The sequence below is a fragment of the Streptomyces sp. NPDC032126 genome (assembly GCF_055580085.1).
The window spans coordinates 54,003-73,570 of the sequence record NZ_JBVIMA010000008.1 but is presented as its reverse complement, the minus strand read 5'-3'; the positions used below and the strand labels follow the sequence as shown (position 1 = coordinate 73,570).

At 70.7% G+C, this 19,568-nt stretch carries 16 protein-coding genes and 2 pseudogenes; 9 read left to right on the top strand and 9 right to left on the bottom strand.

Features of this window, described 5'->3' with window-relative positions:
• The first annotated feature begins 125 nt into the window (after positions 1-125).
• Both ACZ5NW_RS27825 and ACZ5NW_RS27820 read left to right on the top strand, forming a co-directional pair.
• Positions 126-764 (top strand): TetR/AcrR family transcriptional regulator, encoded by a 639-nt coding sequence (locus tag ACZ5NW_RS27825; RefSeq protein WP_468746671.1) that lies wholly within the window; start codon positions 126-128, stop codon positions 762-764.
• A gap of 35 nt (positions 765-799) precedes the next feature.
• Positions 800-1,570 carry an LmeA family phospholipid-binding protein gene (locus ACZ5NW_RS27820; RefSeq protein WP_468746670.1) on the top strand — a complete coding sequence of 257 codons (771 nt, stop codon included), beginning with the start codon at positions 800-802 and terminating at the stop codon, positions 1,568-1,570.
• A 45-nt stretch (positions 1,571-1,615) separates the two neighbouring features.
• Here the strand turns inward: ACZ5NW_RS27820 and ACZ5NW_RS27815 are convergent, their stop codons facing one another.
• The gene (locus ACZ5NW_RS27815; RefSeq protein ID WP_468746669.1) at positions 1,616-2,251 is read right to left on the bottom strand and encodes a TetR/AcrR family transcriptional regulator; all 636 of its coding nucleotides are present in this window, start codon (positions 2,249-2,251) and stop codon (positions 1,616-1,618) included.
• A 134-nt stretch (positions 2,252-2,385) separates the two neighbouring features.
• Here ACZ5NW_RS27815 and ACZ5NW_RS27810 point away from each other — a divergent pair, with 134 nt between their 5' ends.
• From ACZ5NW_RS27810 to ACZ5NW_RS27795, 4 genes are read left to right on the top strand one after another with little or no spacing between them, the layout of a single operon-like run.
• A complete protein-coding gene (locus tag ACZ5NW_RS27810) occupies positions 2,386-3,531 on the top strand; it encodes a VOC family protein (RefSeq protein ID WP_468746668.1) in 1,146 nt (381 codons plus the stop codon).
• Between the two features lie 23 nt (positions 3,532-3,554).
• The gene (locus ACZ5NW_RS27805; protein WP_468746667.1) at positions 3,555-4,493 is read left to right on the top strand and encodes a fumarylacetoacetate hydrolase family protein; all 939 of its coding nucleotides are present in this window, start codon (positions 3,555-3,557) and stop codon (positions 4,491-4,493) included.
• A 19-nt stretch (positions 4,494-4,512) separates the two neighbouring features.
• The gene (gene mhpA / locus ACZ5NW_RS27800) at positions 4,513-6,096 is read left to right on the top strand and encodes a bifunctional 3-(3-hydroxy-phenyl)propionate/3-hydroxycinnamic acid hydroxylase MhpA (protein ID WP_468746666.1); all 1,584 of its coding nucleotides are present in this window, start codon (positions 4,513-4,515) and stop codon (positions 6,094-6,096) included.
• Positions 6,093-8,060: an acetoacetate--CoA ligase gene (locus ACZ5NW_RS27795; protein ID WP_468746665.1), complete on the top strand. Its 1,968-nt coding sequence runs from the start codon at positions 6,093-6,095 to the stop codon at positions 8,058-8,060. The genes mhpA and ACZ5NW_RS27795 overlap by 4 nt, the downstream gene beginning before the upstream one ends.
• A 435-nt stretch (positions 8,061-8,495) precedes the next feature.
• On the opposite strand, the gene ACZ5NW_RS27790 is transcribed toward ACZ5NW_RS27795, so the two are convergent.
• Genes ACZ5NW_RS27790 through ACZ5NW_RS27780 form a run of 3 tightly spaced genes read right to left on the bottom strand, consistent with a single transcriptional unit; the run spans position 8,496 to position 11,328 of the window.
• On the bottom strand, positions 8,496-9,032 hold the full coding sequence (locus ACZ5NW_RS27790) for a hypothetical protein (RefSeq protein ID WP_468746664.1): 537 nt from the start codon (positions 9,030-9,032) through the stop codon (positions 8,496-8,498).
• A 13-nt stretch (positions 9,033-9,045) separates the two neighbouring features.
• Complete coding sequence (locus ACZ5NW_RS27785; RefSeq protein WP_468746663.1) at positions 9,046-10,092, bottom strand: ArsR/SmtB family transcription factor; 1,047 nt, start codon at positions 10,090-10,092, stop codon at positions 9,046-9,048.
• Positions 10,093-10,119: 27 nt separating this feature from the next.
• Positions 10,120-11,328 carry a M20 family metallopeptidase gene (locus tag ACZ5NW_RS27780; protein WP_468746662.1) on the bottom strand — a complete coding sequence of 403 codons (1,209 nt, stop codon included), beginning with the start codon at positions 11,326-11,328 and terminating at the stop codon, positions 10,120-10,122.
• A 232-nt stretch (positions 11,329-11,560) separates the two neighbouring features.
• Here ACZ5NW_RS27780 and ACZ5NW_RS27775 point away from each other — a divergent pair, with 232 nt between their 5' ends.
• Positions 11,561-12,082 (top strand): hypothetical protein, encoded by a 522-nt coding sequence (locus ACZ5NW_RS27775; RefSeq protein ID WP_468746661.1) that lies wholly within the window; start codon positions 11,561-11,563, stop codon positions 12,080-12,082.
• A gap of 230 nt (positions 12,083-12,312) precedes the next feature.
• Here ACZ5NW_RS27775 and ACZ5NW_RS27770 read toward each other — a convergent pair whose 3' ends face one another.
• Positions 12,313-13,560 (bottom strand): RICIN domain-containing protein, encoded by a 1,248-nt coding sequence (locus ACZ5NW_RS27770; protein WP_468746660.1) that lies wholly within the window; start codon positions 13,558-13,560, stop codon positions 12,313-12,315.
• Positions 13,561-13,955: 395 nt separating this feature from the next.
• Here ACZ5NW_RS27770 and ACZ5NW_RS27765 point away from each other — a divergent pair, with 395 nt between their 5' ends.
• Together ACZ5NW_RS27765 and ACZ5NW_RS27760 are read left to right on the top strand one after the other, a co-directional pair.
• A complete protein-coding gene (locus ACZ5NW_RS27765) occupies positions 13,956-16,256 on the top strand; it encodes an alpha-L-fucosidase (protein ID WP_468746659.1) in 2,301 nt (766 codons plus the stop codon).
• Between the two features lie 126 nt (positions 16,257-16,382).
• Positions 16,383-16,562 (top strand): annotated as a pseudogene (locus tag ACZ5NW_RS27760) (IS5/IS1182 family transposase); the annotation flags it as partial.
• A 248-nt stretch (positions 16,563-16,810) separates the two neighbouring features.
• Here the strand turns inward: ACZ5NW_RS27760 and ACZ5NW_RS27755 are convergent.
• The 4 genes and pseudogenes from ACZ5NW_RS27755 to ACZ5NW_RS27740 form a co-directional block, all read right to left on the bottom strand.
• Positions 16,811-17,266 (bottom strand): group II truncated hemoglobin, encoded by a 456-nt coding sequence (locus ACZ5NW_RS27755; protein WP_468746658.1) that lies wholly within the window; start codon positions 17,264-17,266, stop codon positions 16,811-16,813.
• Positions 17,263-17,583: an antibiotic biosynthesis monooxygenase family protein gene (locus ACZ5NW_RS27750; protein ID WP_468746657.1), complete on the bottom strand. Its 321-nt coding sequence runs from the start codon at positions 17,581-17,583 to the stop codon at positions 17,263-17,265. Before ACZ5NW_RS27750 ends, ACZ5NW_RS27755 begins: the two co-directional genes overlap by 4 nt.
• Positions 17,584-17,964: 381 nt before the next feature.
• Positions 17,965-18,099 (bottom strand): annotated as a pseudogene (locus ACZ5NW_RS27745) (acyl-CoA desaturase); the annotation flags it as partial.
• A gap of 136 nt (positions 18,100-18,235) precedes the next feature.
• Positions 18,236-19,519 carry an MFS transporter gene (locus ACZ5NW_RS27740; RefSeq protein WP_468746656.1) on the bottom strand — a complete coding sequence of 428 codons (1,284 nt, stop codon included), beginning with the start codon at positions 19,517-19,519 and terminating at the stop codon, positions 18,236-18,238.
• Between the last annotated feature and the right edge of the window lie 49 nt (positions 19,520-19,568).

Sequence of the window (19,568 nt, the reverse complement as noted above, 5' to 3'; positions counted from 1 at the left end):
GCACGTGAGGCCAGGAGGGGCCCTGCACCGGGGCCATTAATTGCCCACTGATGTGCAGACTAGTTTATTGCCCGTCGGTGTGCAACTATCGAGTCGCCCTCCCCCCCGTCGACCGGAGGCCCGACATGATCCACGCACCTGTGTCAGCCCCTTCGGGACGCAGCCGAACCCTGCTCACACGGGCCCGCATCCTCGAAGCCGCCCGGCAGGAACTCGGCCGCGACCCGGACGCGAGCCTCGGTGACATCGCCGAGGTGGCAAGGGTGGTGCGCCGTACGGTCTATGGCCACTTCAACGGCCGGGCCGCGCTGGTGGAGGGGCTGGTGGAGGAGGCCACGCGGGCCTTGCGGCAGGCGCTCGCGGTCCCGCGCGCGCCGGTGGCGGATGCCGTCACGGAGTTGGCGCGCTTCGTCCTCGCGGTGTGGCCCGTCGGAGATCGCTACCGCATCCTGCTCCGACTCGCCCCCCAGGACCTCGGGGCCGATCGTCTCTCTGAAGTCCTGGCCCCCGCACGGGACATGGCGGAGTCGATCATCGGCCGGGGGCAACGGCAGGGCGCCTTTCAGACCGGCGTACCCCCGGTCGTCCTGGCCCGGGCACTGGAGGGGTACCTGCTAGGGCTTCTGGACTGCGTGAACAGCGGGGCCTGGAGCGACGACGGCACCGGCACCGCGACCGCCGCCCTGATCGCGATGGGCGTGAACGCCGGCCAGGCCGCCACCTGTGTCCGGGGGCTCGTCCAGCCCGCGAACGACGCCGCGTAGGCGCACTGCCCCAACACCACTCGAAGAGGAGAACGATGTATCAGTCCCACCGCGACGACGAGCCCTACTACGGCGACGGCGCCGTGTATGCGAGCCCCCCGACCCGGACCAGACGGCGCATGATCATCGCCGCCACGTCCCTGGCCGCCCTGCTGGTCGGCGGAGTCTCGGTCGACCGGATCGCCGCGGCTCGCGCGGAGAGCCGTACGGCCAAGGCGTTCCAGGACGGCATGGGAACCGCCGATCGGCCGTCGGTGCAGGTCAAGGGATTTCCCGTACTGAACCAACTGGCTGCGGGCAGCCTGGACCACGTCGACCTGACCGCCCACGACATTCCGGCCGGCGGCACCACCCGGCCGCTCCCGGTGACGAGGCTGACGGTCGGGATGGACGGGCTGAAAACCTCGGGGAGCGCCGACGAGGCTCACGCGGACAGCGTCACAGCGACCGCGTTCCTGTCGTACGCCGACGTGTCGAGCGCGCTCGGCGTGCAGGTGTCACAAGGGGACGAGCCCGGCCGGATCAACGCGACCGCGAGCCTGCCGCTCGCGGGTGACGTGACCGTGAGCGCGGCCGTCTCGGCGGCGAGCGGCAACCGCATCGCCTTCACGGACGTACGCGCGGAGCAGGGTGAACTGCTCCCTCCGCTGAAATCACTGCTCGACAGGGCCCTGGACGAGCCCATACCGCTGCGGAACGTGCCCGTAGGGCTCCGCCTGCGCTCGGTCACCACCACCGAGGACGGAATCGACGCCCGCTTCACAGGCCGCTCGGTCACCTTCCGCCCGGATGCGTCGTCCGCGTGAGGTCAGGCTGCGTCAGTGGCGTCGGGCAAGGGGCGCCGCATGACGTCAGGCGGCGTCGGGCAAGGGGCGCCGGGCGACCTCGTGCGCTTCGTCCGCGGGTAGGCCCAGCATTCGCAGGACCATCTCGGCGAGGTTGATCGCGGCCTCGTCGCCGTCCACCTCGGGGCGGGTGAACCGCAGTTCCACCAGGGACAGCAGGGTGCCGCCCAGTGCGGACAGGGCGACCACGGGGTCGACGGGCGTGAAGCGGCCGGAGGCGATGCCGATCTGGAGATCACGCAAAGCGCGTCGGGACAGTCCCTTGCCCGAGTGGATGTGCCCGAGGCCACGGCGGCGCAGGACCTGCATCAGCTCCGGGTGGGTGTCGGCCATGCGGGCACTGAGCCGGAAGCCGGCCGCGACCAGCTCCGCCGGGTCGTCGATCCCCGTCAGGCGCTCGTCGAATTCCTGCCCGAACTCCTCGAGGGCGTCGACCACGGCCGTCTCGAACAACTCCGCCTTGGAGTCGAAGTGGTTGTAGAAGGAGCCGAAGCCCACGTCCGCGCGCTCGGCGATCGCCTGGATGCTCGCGCTGGTGTCGCCGCTCTCGGCGAGGATCTGCCGGGCCGCTCGCACGAGAGCCCCACGGGTCTCTGCGCGACGCCGCTCGAACCGGTTGCTGGGCGGGGCTGACGTAGACATGCGCAGATTCTAACGGTCGCCCCACGGCGATCGCAGTCCTGATGAATTCATCATTTCCTGCCGCGAACATCTTGACGACGGAACTGTCACAGTTGATGATTTCCTCATTACGGCAATGTTGCTCGGAGGGCACCATGTCTGAAACCCGCGTCAACGGGGCCGACGTCATCACGGCCCACCAGGACCTCCACAGCGAGCAGGGCGCCCTGCGCGGCGAACACCCGGGCCGTTCCCGGAACCCCGTGATCAAGGTGGCGGACCTGGCCTGGCTGGAGTTCGAGAAGCCCGACCTGGACCGGGCAGAGGTCTTCGCCCGCGACTTCGGCTTCGGCGTAGCCGCCCGCACCGCGAGCGAGCTGTGGCTGCGCGGCACCTTCGCGGGCTCACCCTGCATGGTGATCCGCCGTGGTCGTACGTCCCGCTTCATCGGTCCGGCGTTTCGCGCCGCCGAGCGGGCCGACCTGGACCGGCTGGCCCGCGCCACGGGCCGGGACGTACGGGACGCGGATGTGCCCGGCGGTGGCAAGGCGGTCGACCTGCTCGACCCGTCCGGCTTCCCCGTCCGGGTCGTGCACTGCGGCGAACAGCTCCCCGCCCTGCCGGAACAGCGGCCGCTGCTCCTCAATTTCGGTACGGATCACCGTCGTACCAACGCCACCCAGCGGCCGCCGCGCGAGCCGTCCCGCATCCAGCGCCTGGGCCATGTGGTGCTGGAGACGCGGGTGTTCGGCCGGGCCCTGGACTGGTACCTGGACACCCTCGGCATGATCGTGTCCGACTTCCTGTTCCTGGACGGGCAGCGCGGGCGCGGGCCGACGATGGCGTTCATCCGCTGCGACCTCGGCAGCGTGCCGGCCGACCATCACACCCTCGCGATGCACCTGGGACCCGGCACCGGCTACGTCCACTCCGCCTACCAGGTCACCGACCTCGACTCCATCGCCGCCGGCGGTGAATACCTCAAGGAGCGCGGATACAAGCGCAGTTGGGGTATCGGCCGGCACATCCAGGGCAGCCAGCTCTTCGACTACTGGCGCGACCCCGACCACTTCATGCTGGAGCACTTCGCCGACGGCGACCTGTTCTCCTGCGACGTCGAGCCCGGCTGGGCGCCGATGTCGACCAGCGGCCTGGCCCAGTGGGGCCCGCCGGCCACCCGCGACTTCCTCGGCGCCAGTCCCTCCCCGCAGCGCATCCGCGACGTCATCGAGGCCTTGCGCGGCGACAACGAGATGGACCCGGCACGACTGTTCGGCCTGCTCAAGGCCGCCAACTCCTGACCCACTTCACAGAGAGCCATGTCATGAGCACCAATGTTCTGCGCACCGCCGACGGCTGGTGGGTCGTCCGTGGCGACCGGGCCGTCCCTGTCGAGACCAAGGCCGACACCACCGCCGAACTGGTGGCCGACCGCGCCGCCGTCCGGGAGGCCGCCGCCTCCGGCGAGCCCGGCACGCCCGTCGCCGACCTGGTGGCGCTCTCGCCGGTCACCACTCCATGCCGGGTGGTCGCCCAGATGGTCAACTACCGCAGTCACGCCCGCGATTCAGGCTTCAAGGGCGACATCCCGCCCGCGTTCTTCCGCAAGGCGTCCGGCTCGGTCAGCGGCCCCGGCGACGCCGTCGTCCGGCCGTCGCACGTGAAATTCCTCGACTACGAGATCGAGTTGGGCCTCGTCGTGGGCGCGCCCCTGCCCGTCGGCACGGTCGTCGAGGAACGGGACCTGCCGTCGTACGTCGCCGGACTGGTGATCACCAACGACGTCAGCGCCCGTGAGGTGCAGCTGACCAAGACGCAGTTCTACGAGAGCAAGTCGTACCCGACCTTCACGCCGACCGGTCCGTACCTGTCGTTGCTGGAGCCGGAGGACTTCGCCCATCTCCTGGACTTGCGGCTGAAGTTGAGTGTCAACGGCGAGCTGCGCCAGGACCGCACCCTGGCCGACATGATCGTCCGCCCGGCGCAGGCGCTCACCCTGCTGGCCCGCTTCCAGACCCTGGACGCCGGCGACCTGCTGCTCACCGGCACCCCCGGCGGCACCGCCCTCAAGGCCCCGCCGAAGGCCGTCGAGAAGATCGGCGCGCTGCTGCCCCCTGCGGTGAAGTGGAAGGCGTTCTTCAAGAGCCAGGCGAAGAACCCGCACTACCTGAGCCCGGGAGACGTGATCACGGCGACGATCGCGACCCCCGACGGCCGCATCGACCTCGGCGAGCAGCGCACGCCCGTCGCGGCCGCGAACTAGCACCCGAGGTGAGCCGCACATGACCGTCGACGAAGCCGCACGTGTGCCCGTCGTGATCGTCGGGGCCGGGCCGGTGGGCGTGACCGCCGCCCTCCTCCTGGCCCGGCGCGGCGTCCGCAGTGTCGTCCTCGAACGCCACCAGGACGTCTACCCGCTGCCACGCGCCGTCGCCACCGACGACGAGGTGTGCAGGATCCTGCAGGCCGCGGGCGTGGGAGAGGAGTTCGCCGCGATCGCCCGCCCGGCGAACGGGCTGCGGCTGCTGGATGCCCGGCACCGGGTGATGGCCGAGTTCCGCCGCACCGAGCAGGGCCCGCACGGCTATCCGCAGACCAGCATGTTCGACCAGCCCGAGCTGGAAGGCGTGCTGCGCGACGCCCTGGCCCGGCGCCCGGAGTGCGAGCTGCGCGGGGGAGTGGAGGTCACCGGCATCGGCCCGGACACCACCGGGCCGGTGCGCGTGACGTACCGCGACGACGACGGTGAGCACGAGCTGTGGGCCGACGCGGTGCTCGGCTGTGACGGCGCGAACAGCCTTACCCGCGATGCCATCGGTGCTGTCTGGGAGGACCTGCGCTTCGAGGAACGCTGGAAGGTCATCGACGTCCGGACGGACGCCGACGTCCGCTGCTGGGAGGGCGTCGACCAGGTCTGCGACCCGCAGCGGCCGGCCACCTTCATGCGGGTGGGCGAGGACCGCTACCGCTGGGAGTTCCGACTGCGCGAGGGGGAGGAGCAGCCGGTCCGCGAGCTGGTCGCCCCGTGGCTGCCGCCCTCGTACGACGGGGACTTCGAGGTCGTCCGCGAGACGCAGTACACCTTCCGGGCACGCGTCGCCGACCGCTGGCGCAGCGGACGCATCTTCCTGCTCGGTGACGCCGCCCACCTCACCCCGCCGTTCATCGGCCAGGGCCTGTGCTCGGGCCTGCGGGACGCCTACAACCTCACGTGGAAGCTCGCCCGCGTCCTCCAGCAGGGCGGTGAAGAGCGGCTGCTGGCCACGTACGAGAGGGAACGCAAGCCACACGCCCGGCATGTCATCCGGCTCGCGGTCGCCATGGGCTGGGCCATGACCGGCGGCCAGGACGGCGCCGCCGCGATCCGCCGCAGGGCGTTGGCCGCGGCCTGCCGCATACCCGGCCTGACGGAGATGGCCGGCCGCGACCTCAGCCCGCCCCTGACCGCCGGGCCGCTCGTGCGGCGCGGGGTCCGCCGGGGCCTGGAAGGCACGCACTGCCCCCAGCCGTGGGTGAGCGTCGGCGGACGACGTACCCGTCTCGACGAGGCGCTCGGCGACTCCTTCGCCGTGCTGACCGCCTCCGAACCCGGACCCTCCCTGACCGCGCTCGCGCACGGTCTCGGCGTGCACGCGGTCGCGGTGGCCGACCTCGGCGACGACGGCACCCTCGCCGCCTGGCTGCGCGCCGGACGCGCGGACGCGGTCCTGCTGCGGCCCGACCGCGTCGTGATGGACGTCGTCCCCTCGGGCAGTCACGACTTCACGGCGACCGCCGCCTGGGCTTCCCTGCTGCACACCACCCGAAGCCCCGTCCCTTCCCAACGGACGGCGCCGAAAAGCCTGTTGAGGAGTACGACGCGATGAGCACGCCCTTCTTCACACCCGATCCGCAGACCGTGGCCGCCAGTCGCATCGCGGACTTCGCCCGGCTCCAGGGCATGGACCCGGAGGACTACGCCGCCCTGCACCGCTGGTCGGTCACCGACCTGGAGGGCTTCTGGGGCGCGGTGTGGGAGTACTTCGACATCGACGCCGACACCCCCTACGAGCAGGTGCTGGCCGAGGAGCGGATGCCGGGCGCCCGCTGGTTCCCCGGTGCCACCCTCAATTACGCCCACCACGCCCTGCGCAACGTCACGGACGAGGGTGTGGCGATCATCGCCCTGGACGAGACCGGCACCGGGTACGAGGTGACCGGCGCACGGCTGCGCGCCCAGGTCGCCTCGGTCGCCGCGACCTTGCGCGACCTCGGCGTCGGTGAGGGCGACCGGGTCGTCGGCTACCTGCCCAACACCCCGCACACGATCGTCGCGTTCCTCGCAGCCGCGAGCCTGGGCGCGATCTGGTCGGTGTGCGGACAGGACTACGCACCGAAGGCGGCCGCCGACCGCTTCGCCCAGCTCGAACCCACCGTCCTCATCGCCGCCGACGGCTACCTCTTCAACGGCACCACCCACGACCGCCGCGACGCCACCCTAGAACTCGTTCACGCGCTGCCGACACTGAAGGCCACCCTGCTGGTGGACCACGTGGGCCTGCCGTGGCAGTCGCAGACCTACCCGTCCTTGGTCGTCCCCTGGGAGGACGCCTCGACGCGCACCGAGGAACTCACCTGCCAGCCGGTGGCGTTCGACCACCCCCTGTGGGTCGTGTTCTCCTCCGGTACCACCGGCCTGCCCAAGGGCATCGTCCACGGCCACGGCGGTGTCCTGCTGGAGCACCTCAAGACTTTGGGCCTGCACTCGGACCTCGGCCCCGGCGACCGCCTGCTCTGGTACACCACCACTCACTGGATGATGTGGAACCTGGTCGCCTCCACCCTCCTGACAGGCGCCACGACGTGCACCTACGACGGCAGTCCGGCCCCCTTCGCCAAGCCCGACCGCCTTTGGGAACTGGCCGCCCGCCACCGCGTGACCGTCTTCGGCACCAGCCCCCAATACCTGCTGGGCATGGCCAAGTTCGGCATCGACCCGTCCGTCCACGACCTGTCGGCGATCCGCGTCGTCGGCTGCACCGGCTCCGCGCTCCCCGCCTCCGCCTATCCCTGGGTCCGCGACCACGTCGGCGACCACGTCCTGCTGGCCTCCATCAGCGGCGGCACCGACATCGTCTCCGGCTTCGCGGGCAGCGCGCCCAACACCCCGGTCTGGGCAGGGGAGTTGTCCGCACCGCACCTGGGCGTGGCGCTGGCCGCGTACGACGTCGAGGGCTTCCCCGTCATCGACCAGGTCGGCGAGCTGGTCGTCACCCGGCCCATGCCCTCGATGCCGCTGTACTTCTGGAACGACCCGGAGGGCACGCGCTACCGCGACGCCTACTTCTCGGCGTACGCCGGAGTGTGGCGGCACGGCGACTGGATCACGGTCACGGGGCACGGCTCGGTGATCATCCACGGCCGCTCCGACTCGACGCTCAACCGCAACGGTGTACGGCTGGGCAGCGCCGACATCCATGACGTCGTCGAACGCCTCCCCGAAATCGCCGAGGCCCTGGTCATCGGCGCGGAGGAACCCGACGGCGGCTACTGGATGCCGCTGTTCGTGGTCCCCGCGCCCGGCGTGGAACTCGACGACACCCTCCGGGAGAGGATCAAAGACGCCATCCGCACCGGCGCTTCACCCCGCCACGTCCCCGACGAGATCCTCGAAGTGCCGGGCATCCCGCACACCCGCACCGGCAAGAAGCTGGAGGTGCCGGTCAAGCGACTGCTCCAGGGAGCCGCGGTCGAACAGGTGGTCAACCCCGCCACCGTGGACAACCCCGACCTCATCGCCTACTACGCCCGCCTGGGCGCCGAGCGCCACAAGGCCAGAACCACCGAATGACCCTCACGCTCGCCCTCGCCCCGTCCCTGGCCTCCCTCCCACTGGGCCTGGCCAGCTCGCCGCCGTGCCGGTGAGACGGCAGGCGGCTGCCCACCTCTACCGCGTCGTCGGAGCCCTGGAGGGGGGCGGGGCCGCGGACTTCAGGGGGCTGATCTGGACGTCCCTGGGCGCGGCCGCCGCGACAGGCATTGCCTCGCTGATGGGCGCGGCGGCGGTGCTCCACCTACGCCACGGCGACCCGCCGCCCAGGGCCGCCCCCGCCGCTGCACTGGCCCTCATACCTGCAACGCACGAAAGTCAGACCCACGTCGGAGGTCCTCTCCCCGTGGCCGGCCGGCCTTTACCGGGTCTGCACCGCTCGCATCGTGGGCTGGACTCAGCCCGGCTGTGCGCAGGTCGAACCGGACCTTGTGCTTTGGGCGCATCTCCAGATGATCACGCGTCATCGATGTCGTTCGGCCAGGCGGACCCCACGTCCACATGGCCGAGCTCCACGCGCATCCCGGGAAGCGCCCAGGGGGCCGGGCTCGGAGAGAGCAGGGCGGTGAGAGACCGGCGAAGGCCGCTCTCGTCGCCCTCGGGGTGCTCCGCGTGCAGGCGGTGAGGCCGGAGGTCCTGAGCCAGGACCCAGCTCGGGTCCCAGACGCCGGTGCGACGGCCCCGTACGACCGCGACGGGGTCCACGACCGTGCAGTGGTACGTCACCCGGACGGGGAAACGCGCCGCGGAGTCGGACGTGCGCAGGTGCCATGTGGCGAACAGCCGCACGTCGGGGCGGACGTCGACCAGGGTCACGGCGGTGGCCCGCGTCGTGTCGACGTCGACGGCCCCCGTTCGGTGTTCCCCGTCGATCTCGTGTACGAGGACCTCACCTGCCCCCGCGACCAGCGGAGCGCGCCGCTCCCGCCACGCGCTCCATCGCAGCCGGGGCCGCAGTTCGCGGTGGCGGAGGATCGGGTACCGGGTCGTCACGCCGCCGCCTCCTTCAGTACTGCAGGGCCGTGGCCACGTCCCCGCCGATGCGCTTGACCGCCGCGAGGTCGAGACCGTAGTGGACGTAGCGGCCGTTGCGTTCCACGCGCACGAGCCCCAGGTCGCGCAGGGTGCGAAGGTGACGGGAGACCTGGGGGCGAGTCATCGACAGCCGGTCCGCGAGGTCGGCCGTGGTCATCGCCTGGCGGGCGATGAGCCGGCACAGCCTCACCCGGCGAGGATCGGTGAGCGCCAGCATGCGGCTGCGGGCCAGGGTGACCCCGATCTCCGGGGCGTGCACGGGGAAGTGGACGACTGGTGGGAGCCCCGGTTCGTCCTTCACCAGCAGGTGCGGGGCGCCGTATCGGGTGGGGATGAGCAGGATCGGCGTACGCGCCGGGCTGATCACCGCGTGGTGCACCTTGTCGAAGACGACCCGCGACGGACCGGCCGGCCGTGCGCTGGACGGGCTGAGTGAGAGCAGGGCCGCCTCCGGTCCCTCGTCCGCGAGCCGCTGCCGCACGAGGTGCGCGGCGCGGGCGAGGGCGGGCTCGGTCGTCGCCCACAGCTCGGCGAAGAAGACGCGGCGGCACAGGTCGAGGAAGGCGAGGATGTCGGTGCGCAGTCGCTCCGGGTCGCGCAGCAGGTCTTCGGCGAGGGTCGGGTGCGGTTCCGGCAGACCGGAGGCCGCCCGGCGCAGGGCGGCGGCCTGTGCCGGGTCGTGGAGCAGGCGGCTGAAGTCGAAGCCGCGGTAGCCGCTGACACAGGTGTGGGCGGTGAGTTCGGCGAACCGGTCCGTCGTCAGTTCCGGCAGGGGCGCGTTCAGCCCCGGGTAGAAGCCCCGCCAACGCAGCGCCGTCCACAGCGGGGCGAAGCGACGCAGGCCGGCCCGGAAGGCGGGCGGGGCCTCGCGGGTGGTCTCCTCGGCCCAGGGCGCGTGTTCGGTGTGGTGGGCGTGTTCCGTCAGGACGTGCAGGCTCGCTGCCAGTTCCGCGAGCGGCGACACGGTGACGGTGAAGCGGTCGGGGGCGGCCCCTTCCAGGACGATCACGACCGGCATGACGGGAAGTGTAGGCTCGCGGGCCGCTCACGTCAGCACCTCGGCTTCAGCGGCGACCTGTGCGAAGTCCGCTCGCACAGCCGCCAACAGCTCCTCGTCCGTGAGCAGTTCGGCGACCACGCGGGCCAGACCGGTCGCCGCGATCTCGGTGCGGTCGTGGGCGAGTGAGGTCGCCGCCGCCTCGCGCATCGCCTCGGAGTGGGCGGGCGTACCCGGCTCGGCGATCTGGATGTACGGGTGGATCACCGGCAGAAGCTGCGAGAGGTTGCCGATGTCGGAGGAACCGGCGGGGCTGTCCGGACCGGCGGGCGCGATGTCCAGGCCCAGTGCGCGCACCGCCTGTCCGAACCGTTCGGCGAGCACGGTGCTGTCGCGGCGCTCCGCGTAGAGCGGTCCGGTCTCCGACACCTCGGCCGTGGTTCCGGTGGCCAGCGCCGCTCCCTCGGCGGCCGCGCGCACCCGCTCGACCAGTGCCCCGGCCGATACGGCCGTACGGTCCCGTACGTACAACTCGATGGCGGTGTGGGCGGGAACGACGTTCGGGGCTTGCCCGCCGTCCGTGACGACGCCGTGCAGGCGTGCTGTCGGCGGGACGAACTGCCGCAGCGCGTCGAGGGCGGTGAGGAACAACTGGGCGGCGGCCAGTGCGCTGCGGCCCTCCCACGGTGACTTCGCGGCGTGCGCACTCACGCCGGTGAAGGCGACGCGCAGGTGCGCCGCGGCCAGCGAGTGCTGGGTGGTGACGGAGCGGTCGGCCGGGTGGAACATCATCGCCGCGTCCACGCCCTCGAACACTCCGGCCTCGGCCAGCCGGACCTTGCCGGCGCCGCCCATCTCCTCGCCGGGCGTGCCGATGACGGCGACCGTTCCCGGGTGCGCCGGCAAGGCCCGTACGACCGCGATCGCGGCCGCGGCGCACCCGGCTGCGATGAGGTTGTGCCCACAGCCGTGCCCGACGCCGGGCAGCGCGTCGTACTCCGCCAGGACGGCGACGTACGGGCCGGGCCGGCTGCCCTCGTGCACGGCCACGAACGCGGTGTCCATCCCGCCCACCGGCTCCGTCACGGCGAAGCCGGCTTCCTTGAGCCAGCGGGTCAGCGCCTGCTGGGCGTGGAACTCGGAGTACTTCAGCTCCGGCCGCGCGTGGATCGCCAGGCTGACCGCCTCCATGCGGGGGCGCAGCGCGGCGAGTTCAGCGGCCAGGGCCCCCAGCGGGGGCGGCGTGGTGGTGGGCATAGGGGCCTCCGTCGTCGTACGGGTCGAGCACCGGGACGTACGGAATGAGCCGTCACGGTGTGCGTCGAGACTGCGGCAGCCGTCGCGTCGTCGGCCCTCGATTACCGCGCCGCAGGTAACCCAGGCGGACTGCGCGCCCCGGACGGACAGGATCCGTGACGAAGTGAATGCAGGGGTGCCGGCCCGGGTCCTGCCGTGTGACTCGGGACGCTGAACATTGTGGAGGGGCAGCATGGGCTCGGAACAGGGACGACGGACCTCCGTGCGGGATCGCGCGGAGGCACTCGGTCTCGGCGAGGAGCGGGGAAGTTACGCCGTCGCAGGGCCGTGGGGAGCCCTCGCGCAGCTCGCACGGCGGTTGCTCGCAGGGCTGTTCGTGGCCTTGCTGGTCTGTCGGGTCGTCATCTCGCCGGGATTCCAGAAGGGCGTCATCGCGACGGGACCCGTGCTGCTCGCACTGTTCGGTCTCACGCTGGCCTGGCGCGGTCTCAGCGCCAGGTTCGGGCTGCGCCGGTGCTACCTCTACACCCGCGGTCTGGTGGTCACCGGCACCTTCGGCCGAGTGCGCCATGCGGTGGCATGGAGCGAGGTGACCGAGCTGAAGTGGATGTCCAACCTGACGCTCCTCCTGGCCTTCCACCGATTCGAGATCGAACGGCGCGGTGCCGGGCGCGTGGCGTTCCTGGCCCTCGGCATCAAGCCCCGACTGGTGGAGGCCCTGCGGACGCAGGCGGCAGCGAGTGGTGTCCGCTGAGAGCGGACGGCGAAGCCGACGGCCCTTCCTCAGGGGCGTGGGGGCATACGTCGGTGCCCCGGTTGACGCCCAACCGCGCGGCAACCGCAATGTTGCCGGCGCCGTCCGCGCAGGCCTCCAACGTCCGTCGCTCGCCATCGGACAACACCAGCGGCGAAAGACTGTTGTCGCCCATTCCCACAGCAGACCGCCGACCGCAGACCACCGATGTCCGCCGGCCCGGACGGCCGTCACACCGCGCGTCGCTGGATCTGCTGGTTGGCGCCGCTGCCGCAGGTCCACTGGATGAGTCGGGCGCCATCGGCCGTGGAGGCGTTCGCAACCTCGAGGCACTTGCCGCTGTGCCGGGCGACGAGCCGGTAGTAGCCGCCTCCCTGGTCCTGGAACAGCCACTGCTGGTTGGTGCCGGTGGTGCAGTGGTACTGGTTCACGAACGCCCCGTCCGTGGCGGAGGCGCCCGCGACGTCCAGGCACTTGCCGCTGTGCTGGGCGAGTACCTGGACGTAGCCGCTGCCGGCGTCCTTCAGCCGCCACTGCTGGTTGAGGCCGCTGTTGCAGGTGTACTGCAGGACGACTGCGCTGTCGGCGGCCGAGTTGTCGGAGACGTCGAGGCACTTGCCGCTCTGCCGGGCCACCAGGTTGTAGTAGGGGCCGCCGCCCACTCCGGTGACCGTGCCGGCCGCGGTGTCGGGGGAGATCTGCGGGTACCACGGCAGTGCCATGGTGGTCCGGGTCGGGAAGGTCAGCGGGAGCCAGACGTACTGCGAGTCGTTGACCGTGCCGCCCATCGAATTGCCCCAGCGGTCGCCCATGTAGAGGTAGGAGGTGCCCGAAGTGCCCTGCACAGGCAGCACGAACGTGGTCTGTGAGCCGTAGCCGGTGTCGTCCCCGACGTCGGTCATGGCCGTCCACGGCCCGGTGATGCCGGTGGCGGTGGCGTACTTCTGCTGGTTGGGCTTCCAGCCGCTGTTGCCGGAGGTGAGCATGAAGTAGACACCACCGCGCTTGAACAGGGCGGGGGCTTCGCGGTAGGTGCCGGGCCAGGGGTTGGCGGCGAGGCTGTCGTAGGCGGTGTAGTCGGGGGTGAGTTTCCAGATCTGCAGGTCGGCATTGCCGGCGGAGGAGGTGATCTGGTAGGCGGTGCCGTTGGCGTCCGCGAAGAGGGTCATGTCCCGGGACGTGGTACCGGTGGGGGGCCGGAAGCTGCCCTTGTAGGCGTAGTCGCCGTCGACGGTGTCGGAGACGGCGACGGCGGCGCGGGCCTGGGCGTCGTTGCGGTTCTCGCCGAACCAGTAGTAGTACGAGCCGACCTTGATCACCCCGCCGCCGTGGGCGTGGACCACGGCACCACTGGTGTCGGTGAACTGTGTGGCGTTGGTGACGGTGACCGCGGCGGCCTGGGCGGCGGACCCGGTGACAAGAAGCGCGGTTGCGCTCAGGAAAGCGGCCAGCACACAGGTGAGGGCGCGTCGAAGCATCAGTACCCACCTCAACGGGGGTGGCAAATTGTTGAGTTATGTGCGGCTCCGTTTGGACCGTAAGCGGGAAGCGGGGGCTTCGTCAACACCTTGACTCGACTGAATATCCGATGTCTTCGTGCTGTGAGCGCCTTGACGGACTCAACCACGTGCGAAATCAGCCGGATTCCGCCTGACCTCTGGACACGACGTGGGCTGTTGACTGTTAATACATCCGATGTCACCTCGATGAAACACACGCCTCCGTGCGGCTCTCCTGTGTCTTGCCGACCTTTGAGTGATTCATTCGATCTGTTCTACCCGGATGCTGAGCCGCAGCATCCGGGTGCTGTTCTGTGGACAGTCAGGAGAGAGCCTTGTCGTACCCGCTCACTCGGCGAAGAGTGCTTGCCGGCATGGCCGCCATGACCGTGGCGGCGGCCGTCACGCCCGCACTGGCGACGGCGGCGCACGCCGCCTCGTCCCCCCAACCGCTTCCCCTCCCCCCGCTGCGCATCCCCAAGGCGGACATGGGTCTCGAGCAACAGCCGGACTCCAAGGTTCAGTGGCTGCACGACGCCAAGCTGGGCATGTTCATTCACTGGGGGGTCTACTCGGGCCCGGCCAAGGGCGAGTGGTACATGCACAACGCCCCCGTCACACCGGACAACTACAAGAAGTACGTCACCGACGCCACAAGCGAGCAGTTCACCGCGGACGCCTACAAACCCGCCGACTGGGCCCAACTGGCCAAGGATTTCGGCGCCAAGTACACGGTGCTGACCACTCGTCACCATGACGGCTTCGCCTTATGGCCGCTCAACCACCCGAACAGCTGGAACTCCGGCCAGGCACCCCTGAGCCGCGACTTCGTGAAGGACTACGTGGCAGCAGTGAGAGCCGCCGGGCTGAAGGTCGGGCTCTACTACTCGCCGATCAACTGGCGATACCCCGGGTACTACGACGTCTACGGCACCAACTGCGTGACCAACCCCTGGGGTTACACCACCGATCCCGCGCACAAGGAGAACGCGCGGATCATGAAGACCGAGGTGTACCAGTCCATCAAGGAACTCGTCACCCAGTACGGCACCATCGACGACTTGTGGTGGGACGGCGGCTGGATCGCGGAGCAGGGCAGCGACGCCGACGGCGCCTTCTTCTGGGAGCCGGGCCAGTACCGGGACACGGCCAATCAGTGGCCGGTGGACTCCGCCTACGGCGAGACCGACAGCGGCGGCAAGCCGCTGGGGCTGATGGGTATGGTGCGCAAGCACCAGCCCGACATCGTCGCCACCTCGCGATCCGGCTGGATCGGCGACTATGCGAGCGACGAGGGCGGGTCGGTGCCCACCGGCGCGATCCGCACCGGCACGCTCGTCGAGAAGGTCTTCAGCGTCGGCAGCACCTGGGGCTACAACTCCGACGGCAAGGTGATGAGCTACGGCACGGCCATGAGCATCCTGGTCAACTCCTGGGTGCGTGACATCACCGTGATGGTCAACGTCGGGCCGGACCGGCACGGGACCGTGCCCTCGGGCCAGGCGAGCCTGCTGCGCCAGATCGGAACCTTCATGACGGCCTGCGGTCAGGCCGTCTACGGCACCCGGGGCGGCCCGTGGAACCCCGTCGACGGCCAGTACGGGTTCACCTACAAGGACAACACCATCTACGTCCACCTGCTGCCCGGCTACAGCGGCACCACCTTCACCACCCCCTCCATCGGCGACGCCCAGGTCACCCGCGTCGTCGACGTACGCTCCGGCGCCAGCCTGTCGTACTCCGTCGGCAGCGACGGCCGGGTCGCCGTCTCGGGCATCGACCGCACCACCCATCCCGAGGACAGCGTCGTCGGCGTCACACTGGACCGCTCCGTGCAGCCCGCCGACATCGCCGCCGGCAAGACGGCCACCGCCAGCAGCGAGGAGACCACCAAGGGAAACACCGCGGCGAAGGCCGTGGATGGCTCCACCGCCACTCGCTGGTGCGCGAGCAGCGGCAGCACCGGCCAGTGGCTCAAGGTGGACCTGGGATCCACCCGGTCCCTCACCGGCACCCGCATCGCCTGGGAGTCCGACGCCACCAACTACCGCTACAAGATCGAGGGTTCCACCGACAACGGCACCTGGACGACCCTCGCCGATCTGACCGCCACCACCAGCACCAACCAGGTACAGGTCTCCGTCTTCCGGGCCCAGGCCCGCTATATACGGGTGACAGTCACCGGGCTCCCTTCCGGAACCTGGGCGTCCATCCGCAACCTGGAGCTCTACGACCGGCCCTTCACCGCCGATCTCGGCACCTTCCAGCTGGTGAACCGCAAGAGCGGCAAGGTGCTGGACGTCAGCGGCGCCTCGTCCGCCGACGGTGCCTCCACCATCCAGTGGCCCTGGACGGGCGGCACCAACCAGCAGTGGAAGCTGCTGCCGAATGCCGACGGCTCCTACCGGCTGGCCAATGTCCGCAGCGGCAAGGTCCTGGACAGCCCGGGGAGTTCCACCCAGGGCTCGTCCCTCGACCAGTGGAGCGACGACGGCGGCGACAACCAGTGGTGGAAGCTGGTCCCCTCTCAGACCAGCGGCTACTACCAGCTCGTCAACGTCCGCAACGGATGGTGCGCCGACGTCAAGGACGCCTCCACCGCGGACGGCGCCCAGATCATTCAGTGGCCCTCCACCGGCGGGTCCAACCAGGACTGGCAGCTGATCGCCCTGTGACGGCGTCGCGCGAGGGGGTCTGTGCCACAGCGGCGCGGGGCCCCTCGCCTTGGCTTGGGCGGATGCCCTCTTCGAGCTCACCGACGCGGCGCTGTGCTCGGACGGAACCGGTCACCTCGCTGGTCTCCGCCGGCCGAGGAGGACGACAACGCTGCCCCACCGCAAGGTGCGTGCGCGGGTGGAGCATGTGATCGGCCGGATGAAGAACAACAAGCCCCTCCGCGACTGTCCGCAGCGTGGCGAAGGGGGCTCCACCACGCGGTCCAGGCCGTCGCTCGCATGCACAACCTCGCCCTCGCGTCATGACCACAAGACCGCACCCTTCAGAGCGGCAGCCATGCGTCAATAAGAGACCGGGTCACGCCCGCCGCGTCCCGCCGAGCCGAGGGCCGTGCCGTGCGGCTGGGGCTGCTGCACCACTCATATCCCGCCAGGTGCAGCGCCCGAGCCACAGCGACGTCCCCGCCACGGCGGTTTCAGCGAGGGGGTTTTCATTACCAGCGCATCTCAGCGCATCTGACCGGAGCCGCCCACAGGGCTTGCCCCGGCGTGGCTCACATCAGCCCGTCCCAACCCCAGCGCGGCGTCGGCCCTGGGTCGCCGAGGTCCTCGCCGACCGGCCCGGCCGAGACGTCGCGGGCGATCCGGGTTCCCCAGTCGAAGTACTCCAGGACTTGGCGACGTAGCCGCTCATCCTCCGGGAGCTCCTTGTCGACGGCGGCGGCCATCAGTTCCATCCAGCGGGTTCGCTGTTCCTCAGTGATCGACAGGCCGAGATGGCTGCGCAGCAAGGCTTGGTGACCGCCGAGTTCGGCGGTGAAGCGCGCGGGACCGCCGAAGATCTCGGCGAGCCAGACGGCGACATGCTCGACGTGCGTCCGGGCGAAGTTCGCGAAGACCGGGGAGAGCAGTGGGTCCGCCAGGACGCCGTCGTAGAAGGTGTCGCTGAGTCGGCGGAGTGTGTCGATGCCGCCTATGGCGTCGTACAGGCTCTCGGCGCGCTCGGTCATGCTTCCCCTCCGCCGGCGGATACCACGGACGTCCTCGTGTAGTGCTTCATCTCCTCGATGTCGCCGATGTAGGGGCGGATCGCGGCGAGGAACGCCGGGAAGTACGGGCCGCCGCGGAAGCCCTGCTCATGGTCCTCGACGGAGGTCCACTCGATCCGCAGGATGTAGCGGTCGGGTTCCTCGATTCCGTGGGAGAGCTCGTATCCGAGGCACTGCGGGGCGAGGTCCAGCTGCTCGGCGGCAGCCGCGTAGGCCTTCTCGAAGTCGACTTGACGTTCGGATTCGGCGATGCGGTAGCGGATGTATTCCACGATCATGTTGATCCCTCCGTAGGTCGCTGTCGCCAGGATTCCAGCGGCCGTCACAGAGCCGGCGATGTTCGCGGAAAGCGCATCCAACATATGCTCCCGACGAAGGCCCAGCTTGGCGGTCAGCAGCAACCTCCCTGGGCGCCTGTCCGCACTAGGTGCCGATCAGGGCCCAGGTCATCCCGGGGGCGAACCGGCGTTGACAGGGGAGGACAACGGCCAACCGCGTCGGCGCGGGTCCGAAAGACGTCGCAGGAGAGGCCCCGAGATGGGAGGCCGGCTGCACCGCCGGCCGCGCGCTGACGCTGCTGCCGCCCATCGTCCGTGGCGGATCTCGCCGATCCCGGCGGTGTCGCCGGTACGGCCGAGAGATCTCAACCGATACCGGGTTCAGGCTGCGACGAGTTCCTGCTCGCGGTCCGGCGTTGTGACCTCGGGCTTCTTGTTCGGCAACGAGAGCCGGAAGACCTTGCGCCACGCGGAGAACACCTGCTGGGGCAGCGGCCCGGTGACGTACTCGATCTGCTCCGCGGTCCTCGAAGTCGTCCGCCGGATCCGCGGCACCCGCGGCTTGCACGACGATCACCACACGGTCGATCGACAGACCCGGGGTCAAGGCGCGGAGCGTCCGGGGGATGGCCGGGCGGGTGGGAGATCGCGGTCAGGGCCTACGACCCCTGTCCTCGGCCATGGGCAGGACGTGGGCCGAGCCCGGGCGGCGGGTTGTCCACGCATGCGGCGGCCAGGGTGCCGTCGGGCGGAAGAAGCGCGCCGTGGTCACCAGGGCCACGGCGAGGGCGGCGGGTATCGCGTAGGCGATGCGGAAGTGGCCCGTAGCCCCCAGACCTCCGCTCGCGCCGGCTCCGACGAGCACGCCGACGTAGTTGAAGACGTTGAGCCGGGCCAGCACTGTCTCGGGGGCACCGGGTCGCAGCCGGCCGGCCGCGGCGACGCACAACGGCGTCAGGGCGGCGACTCCGAGGCCCGCGAAGCCTGCCGCGACGACCGCGTACGGCCAGCTCGGGGCCACCGCCAGACAGGCCAGGGCGATGGCCGCGAGCAGGGCCGCGGCGCGGACCACCGTCACCGGCCCGACCCGGCGCACCATGAGGTCGGCGCCCGCCCGGCCGGTCACCGTGCCCGCCTGGTAGGCCGCGTACGCGAGCGGCGCGGCGGCCAGGGACGCGGCGAGCGTCTGGTGGAGGTAGGCCGTCGACCAGGCCGAGACCGTGGAGTCGACGACGTAGGCGACGAGGAGAACGACACCGAAGGGGATGAGCCGCGCCCACACCCGCCGCCCCGGGATCTCGTCGTCCGGCTCCGGTCGGTCGCTGGACGAGGAGGGCACGGGCGCGAGGGCGTGGGGCCGGACGGTCAGCGCCAGGAGGGCCACGAGTGCGGCCTGCGCGGTCAGGACGTACTGGACGGGCCAGCCCAGGCGGGAGAGGCCCGCCGTCAGCAGCGCGGCTGCCACGCCCGCGGCGCTCCATGCGGCGTAGAAGGAGGAGAGGATGCTGCGCCCGTAGTGGCGTTCGACGGTGGCCGCGCGGGTGTTGACGGACACGTCGATGGCGCCCAGCGCCAGCCCGAAGAGGACGTACGCCGCCGAGGCGGCGGTCCGGCCGGGTGCCCACGCCACGGACAGCAGGGCCGCGGCCGCGGTCAGCACCGCCGCGCGCATGACGGCGACGGGACCCGAGCGACGTACGGCGGCCAGACCCGCGAAGCTGCCAGCGCCGGCAGCCAGGGTCAGGGCGATCGTGAGGGCGGTCATCGCCAGGGACGACAGTCCCAGACGGCTCTCCACGGCGGGCACGGTGGTGGACACGGCGGCCACGGCCAGGCCTTGGGCGGCGAACACGGTGGCCGTGACCCGACGGGCTCGCGCGAGCGAGCCGGCGCTCGCGGGCCGGGGCGGAGCCGTCGCTCCGACGGATGCGGTCATGGGGGACCCTCCTCCTGTCACGGACCGTGGACGGGCCGGCGTGCGCGCA

Bases quoted from the DNA above. Each gene is read 5' to 3' on its own strand.
- ACZ5NW_RS27825 (WP_468746671.1), top strand. From the start codon at position 126: ATGATCCACGCACCTGTGTCAGCCCCTTCGGGACGCAGCCGAACCCTG.
- ACZ5NW_RS27820 (WP_468746670.1), top strand. From the start codon at position 800: ATGTATCAGTCCCACCGCGACGACGAGCCCTACTACGGCGACGGCGCC.
- ACZ5NW_RS27815 (WP_468746669.1), bottom strand. From the start codon at position 2,251: ATGTCTACGTCAGCCCCGCCCAGCAACCGGTTCGAGCGGCGTCGCGCA.
- ACZ5NW_RS27810 (WP_468746668.1), top strand. From the start codon at position 2,386: ATGTCTGAAACCCGCGTCAACGGGGCCGACGTCATCACGGCCCACCAG.
- ACZ5NW_RS27805 (WP_468746667.1), top strand. From the start codon at position 3,555: ATGAGCACCAATGTTCTGCGCACCGCCGACGGCTGGTGGGTCGTCCGT.
- mhpA (WP_468746666.1), top strand. From the start codon at position 4,513: ATGACCGTCGACGAAGCCGCACGTGTGCCCGTCGTGATCGTCGGGGCC.
- ACZ5NW_RS27795 (WP_468746665.1), top strand. From the start codon at position 6,093: ATGAGCACGCCCTTCTTCACACCCGATCCGCAGACCGTGGCCGCCAGT.
- ACZ5NW_RS27785 (WP_468746663.1), bottom strand. From the start codon at position 10,092: ATGCCGGTCGTGATCGTCCTGGAAGGGGCCGCCCCCGACCGCTTCACC.
- ACZ5NW_RS27780 (WP_468746662.1), bottom strand. From the start codon at position 11,328: ATGCCCACCACCACGCCGCCCCCGCTGGGGGCCCTGGCCGCTGAACTC.
- ACZ5NW_RS27775 (WP_468746661.1), top strand. From the start codon at position 11,561: ATGGGCTCGGAACAGGGACGACGGACCTCCGTGCGGGATCGCGCGGAG.
- ACZ5NW_RS27770 (WP_468746660.1), bottom strand. From the start codon at position 13,560: ATGCTTCGACGCGCCCTCACCTGTGTGCTGGCCGCTTTCCTGAGCGCA.
- ACZ5NW_RS27765 (WP_468746659.1), top strand. From the start codon at position 13,956: ATGGCCGCCATGACCGTGGCGGCGGCCGTCACGCCCGCACTGGCGACG.
- ACZ5NW_RS27755 (WP_468746658.1), bottom strand. From the start codon at position 17,266: ATGACCGAGCGCGCCGAGAGCCTGTACGACGCCATAGGCGGCATCGAC.
- ACZ5NW_RS27750 (WP_468746657.1), bottom strand. From the start codon at position 17,583: ATGATCGTGGAATACATCCGCTACCGCATCGCCGAATCCGAACGTCAA.
- ACZ5NW_RS27740 (WP_468746656.1), bottom strand. From the start codon at position 19,519: ATGACCGCATCCGTCGGAGCGACGGCTCCGCCCCGGCCCGCGAGCGCC.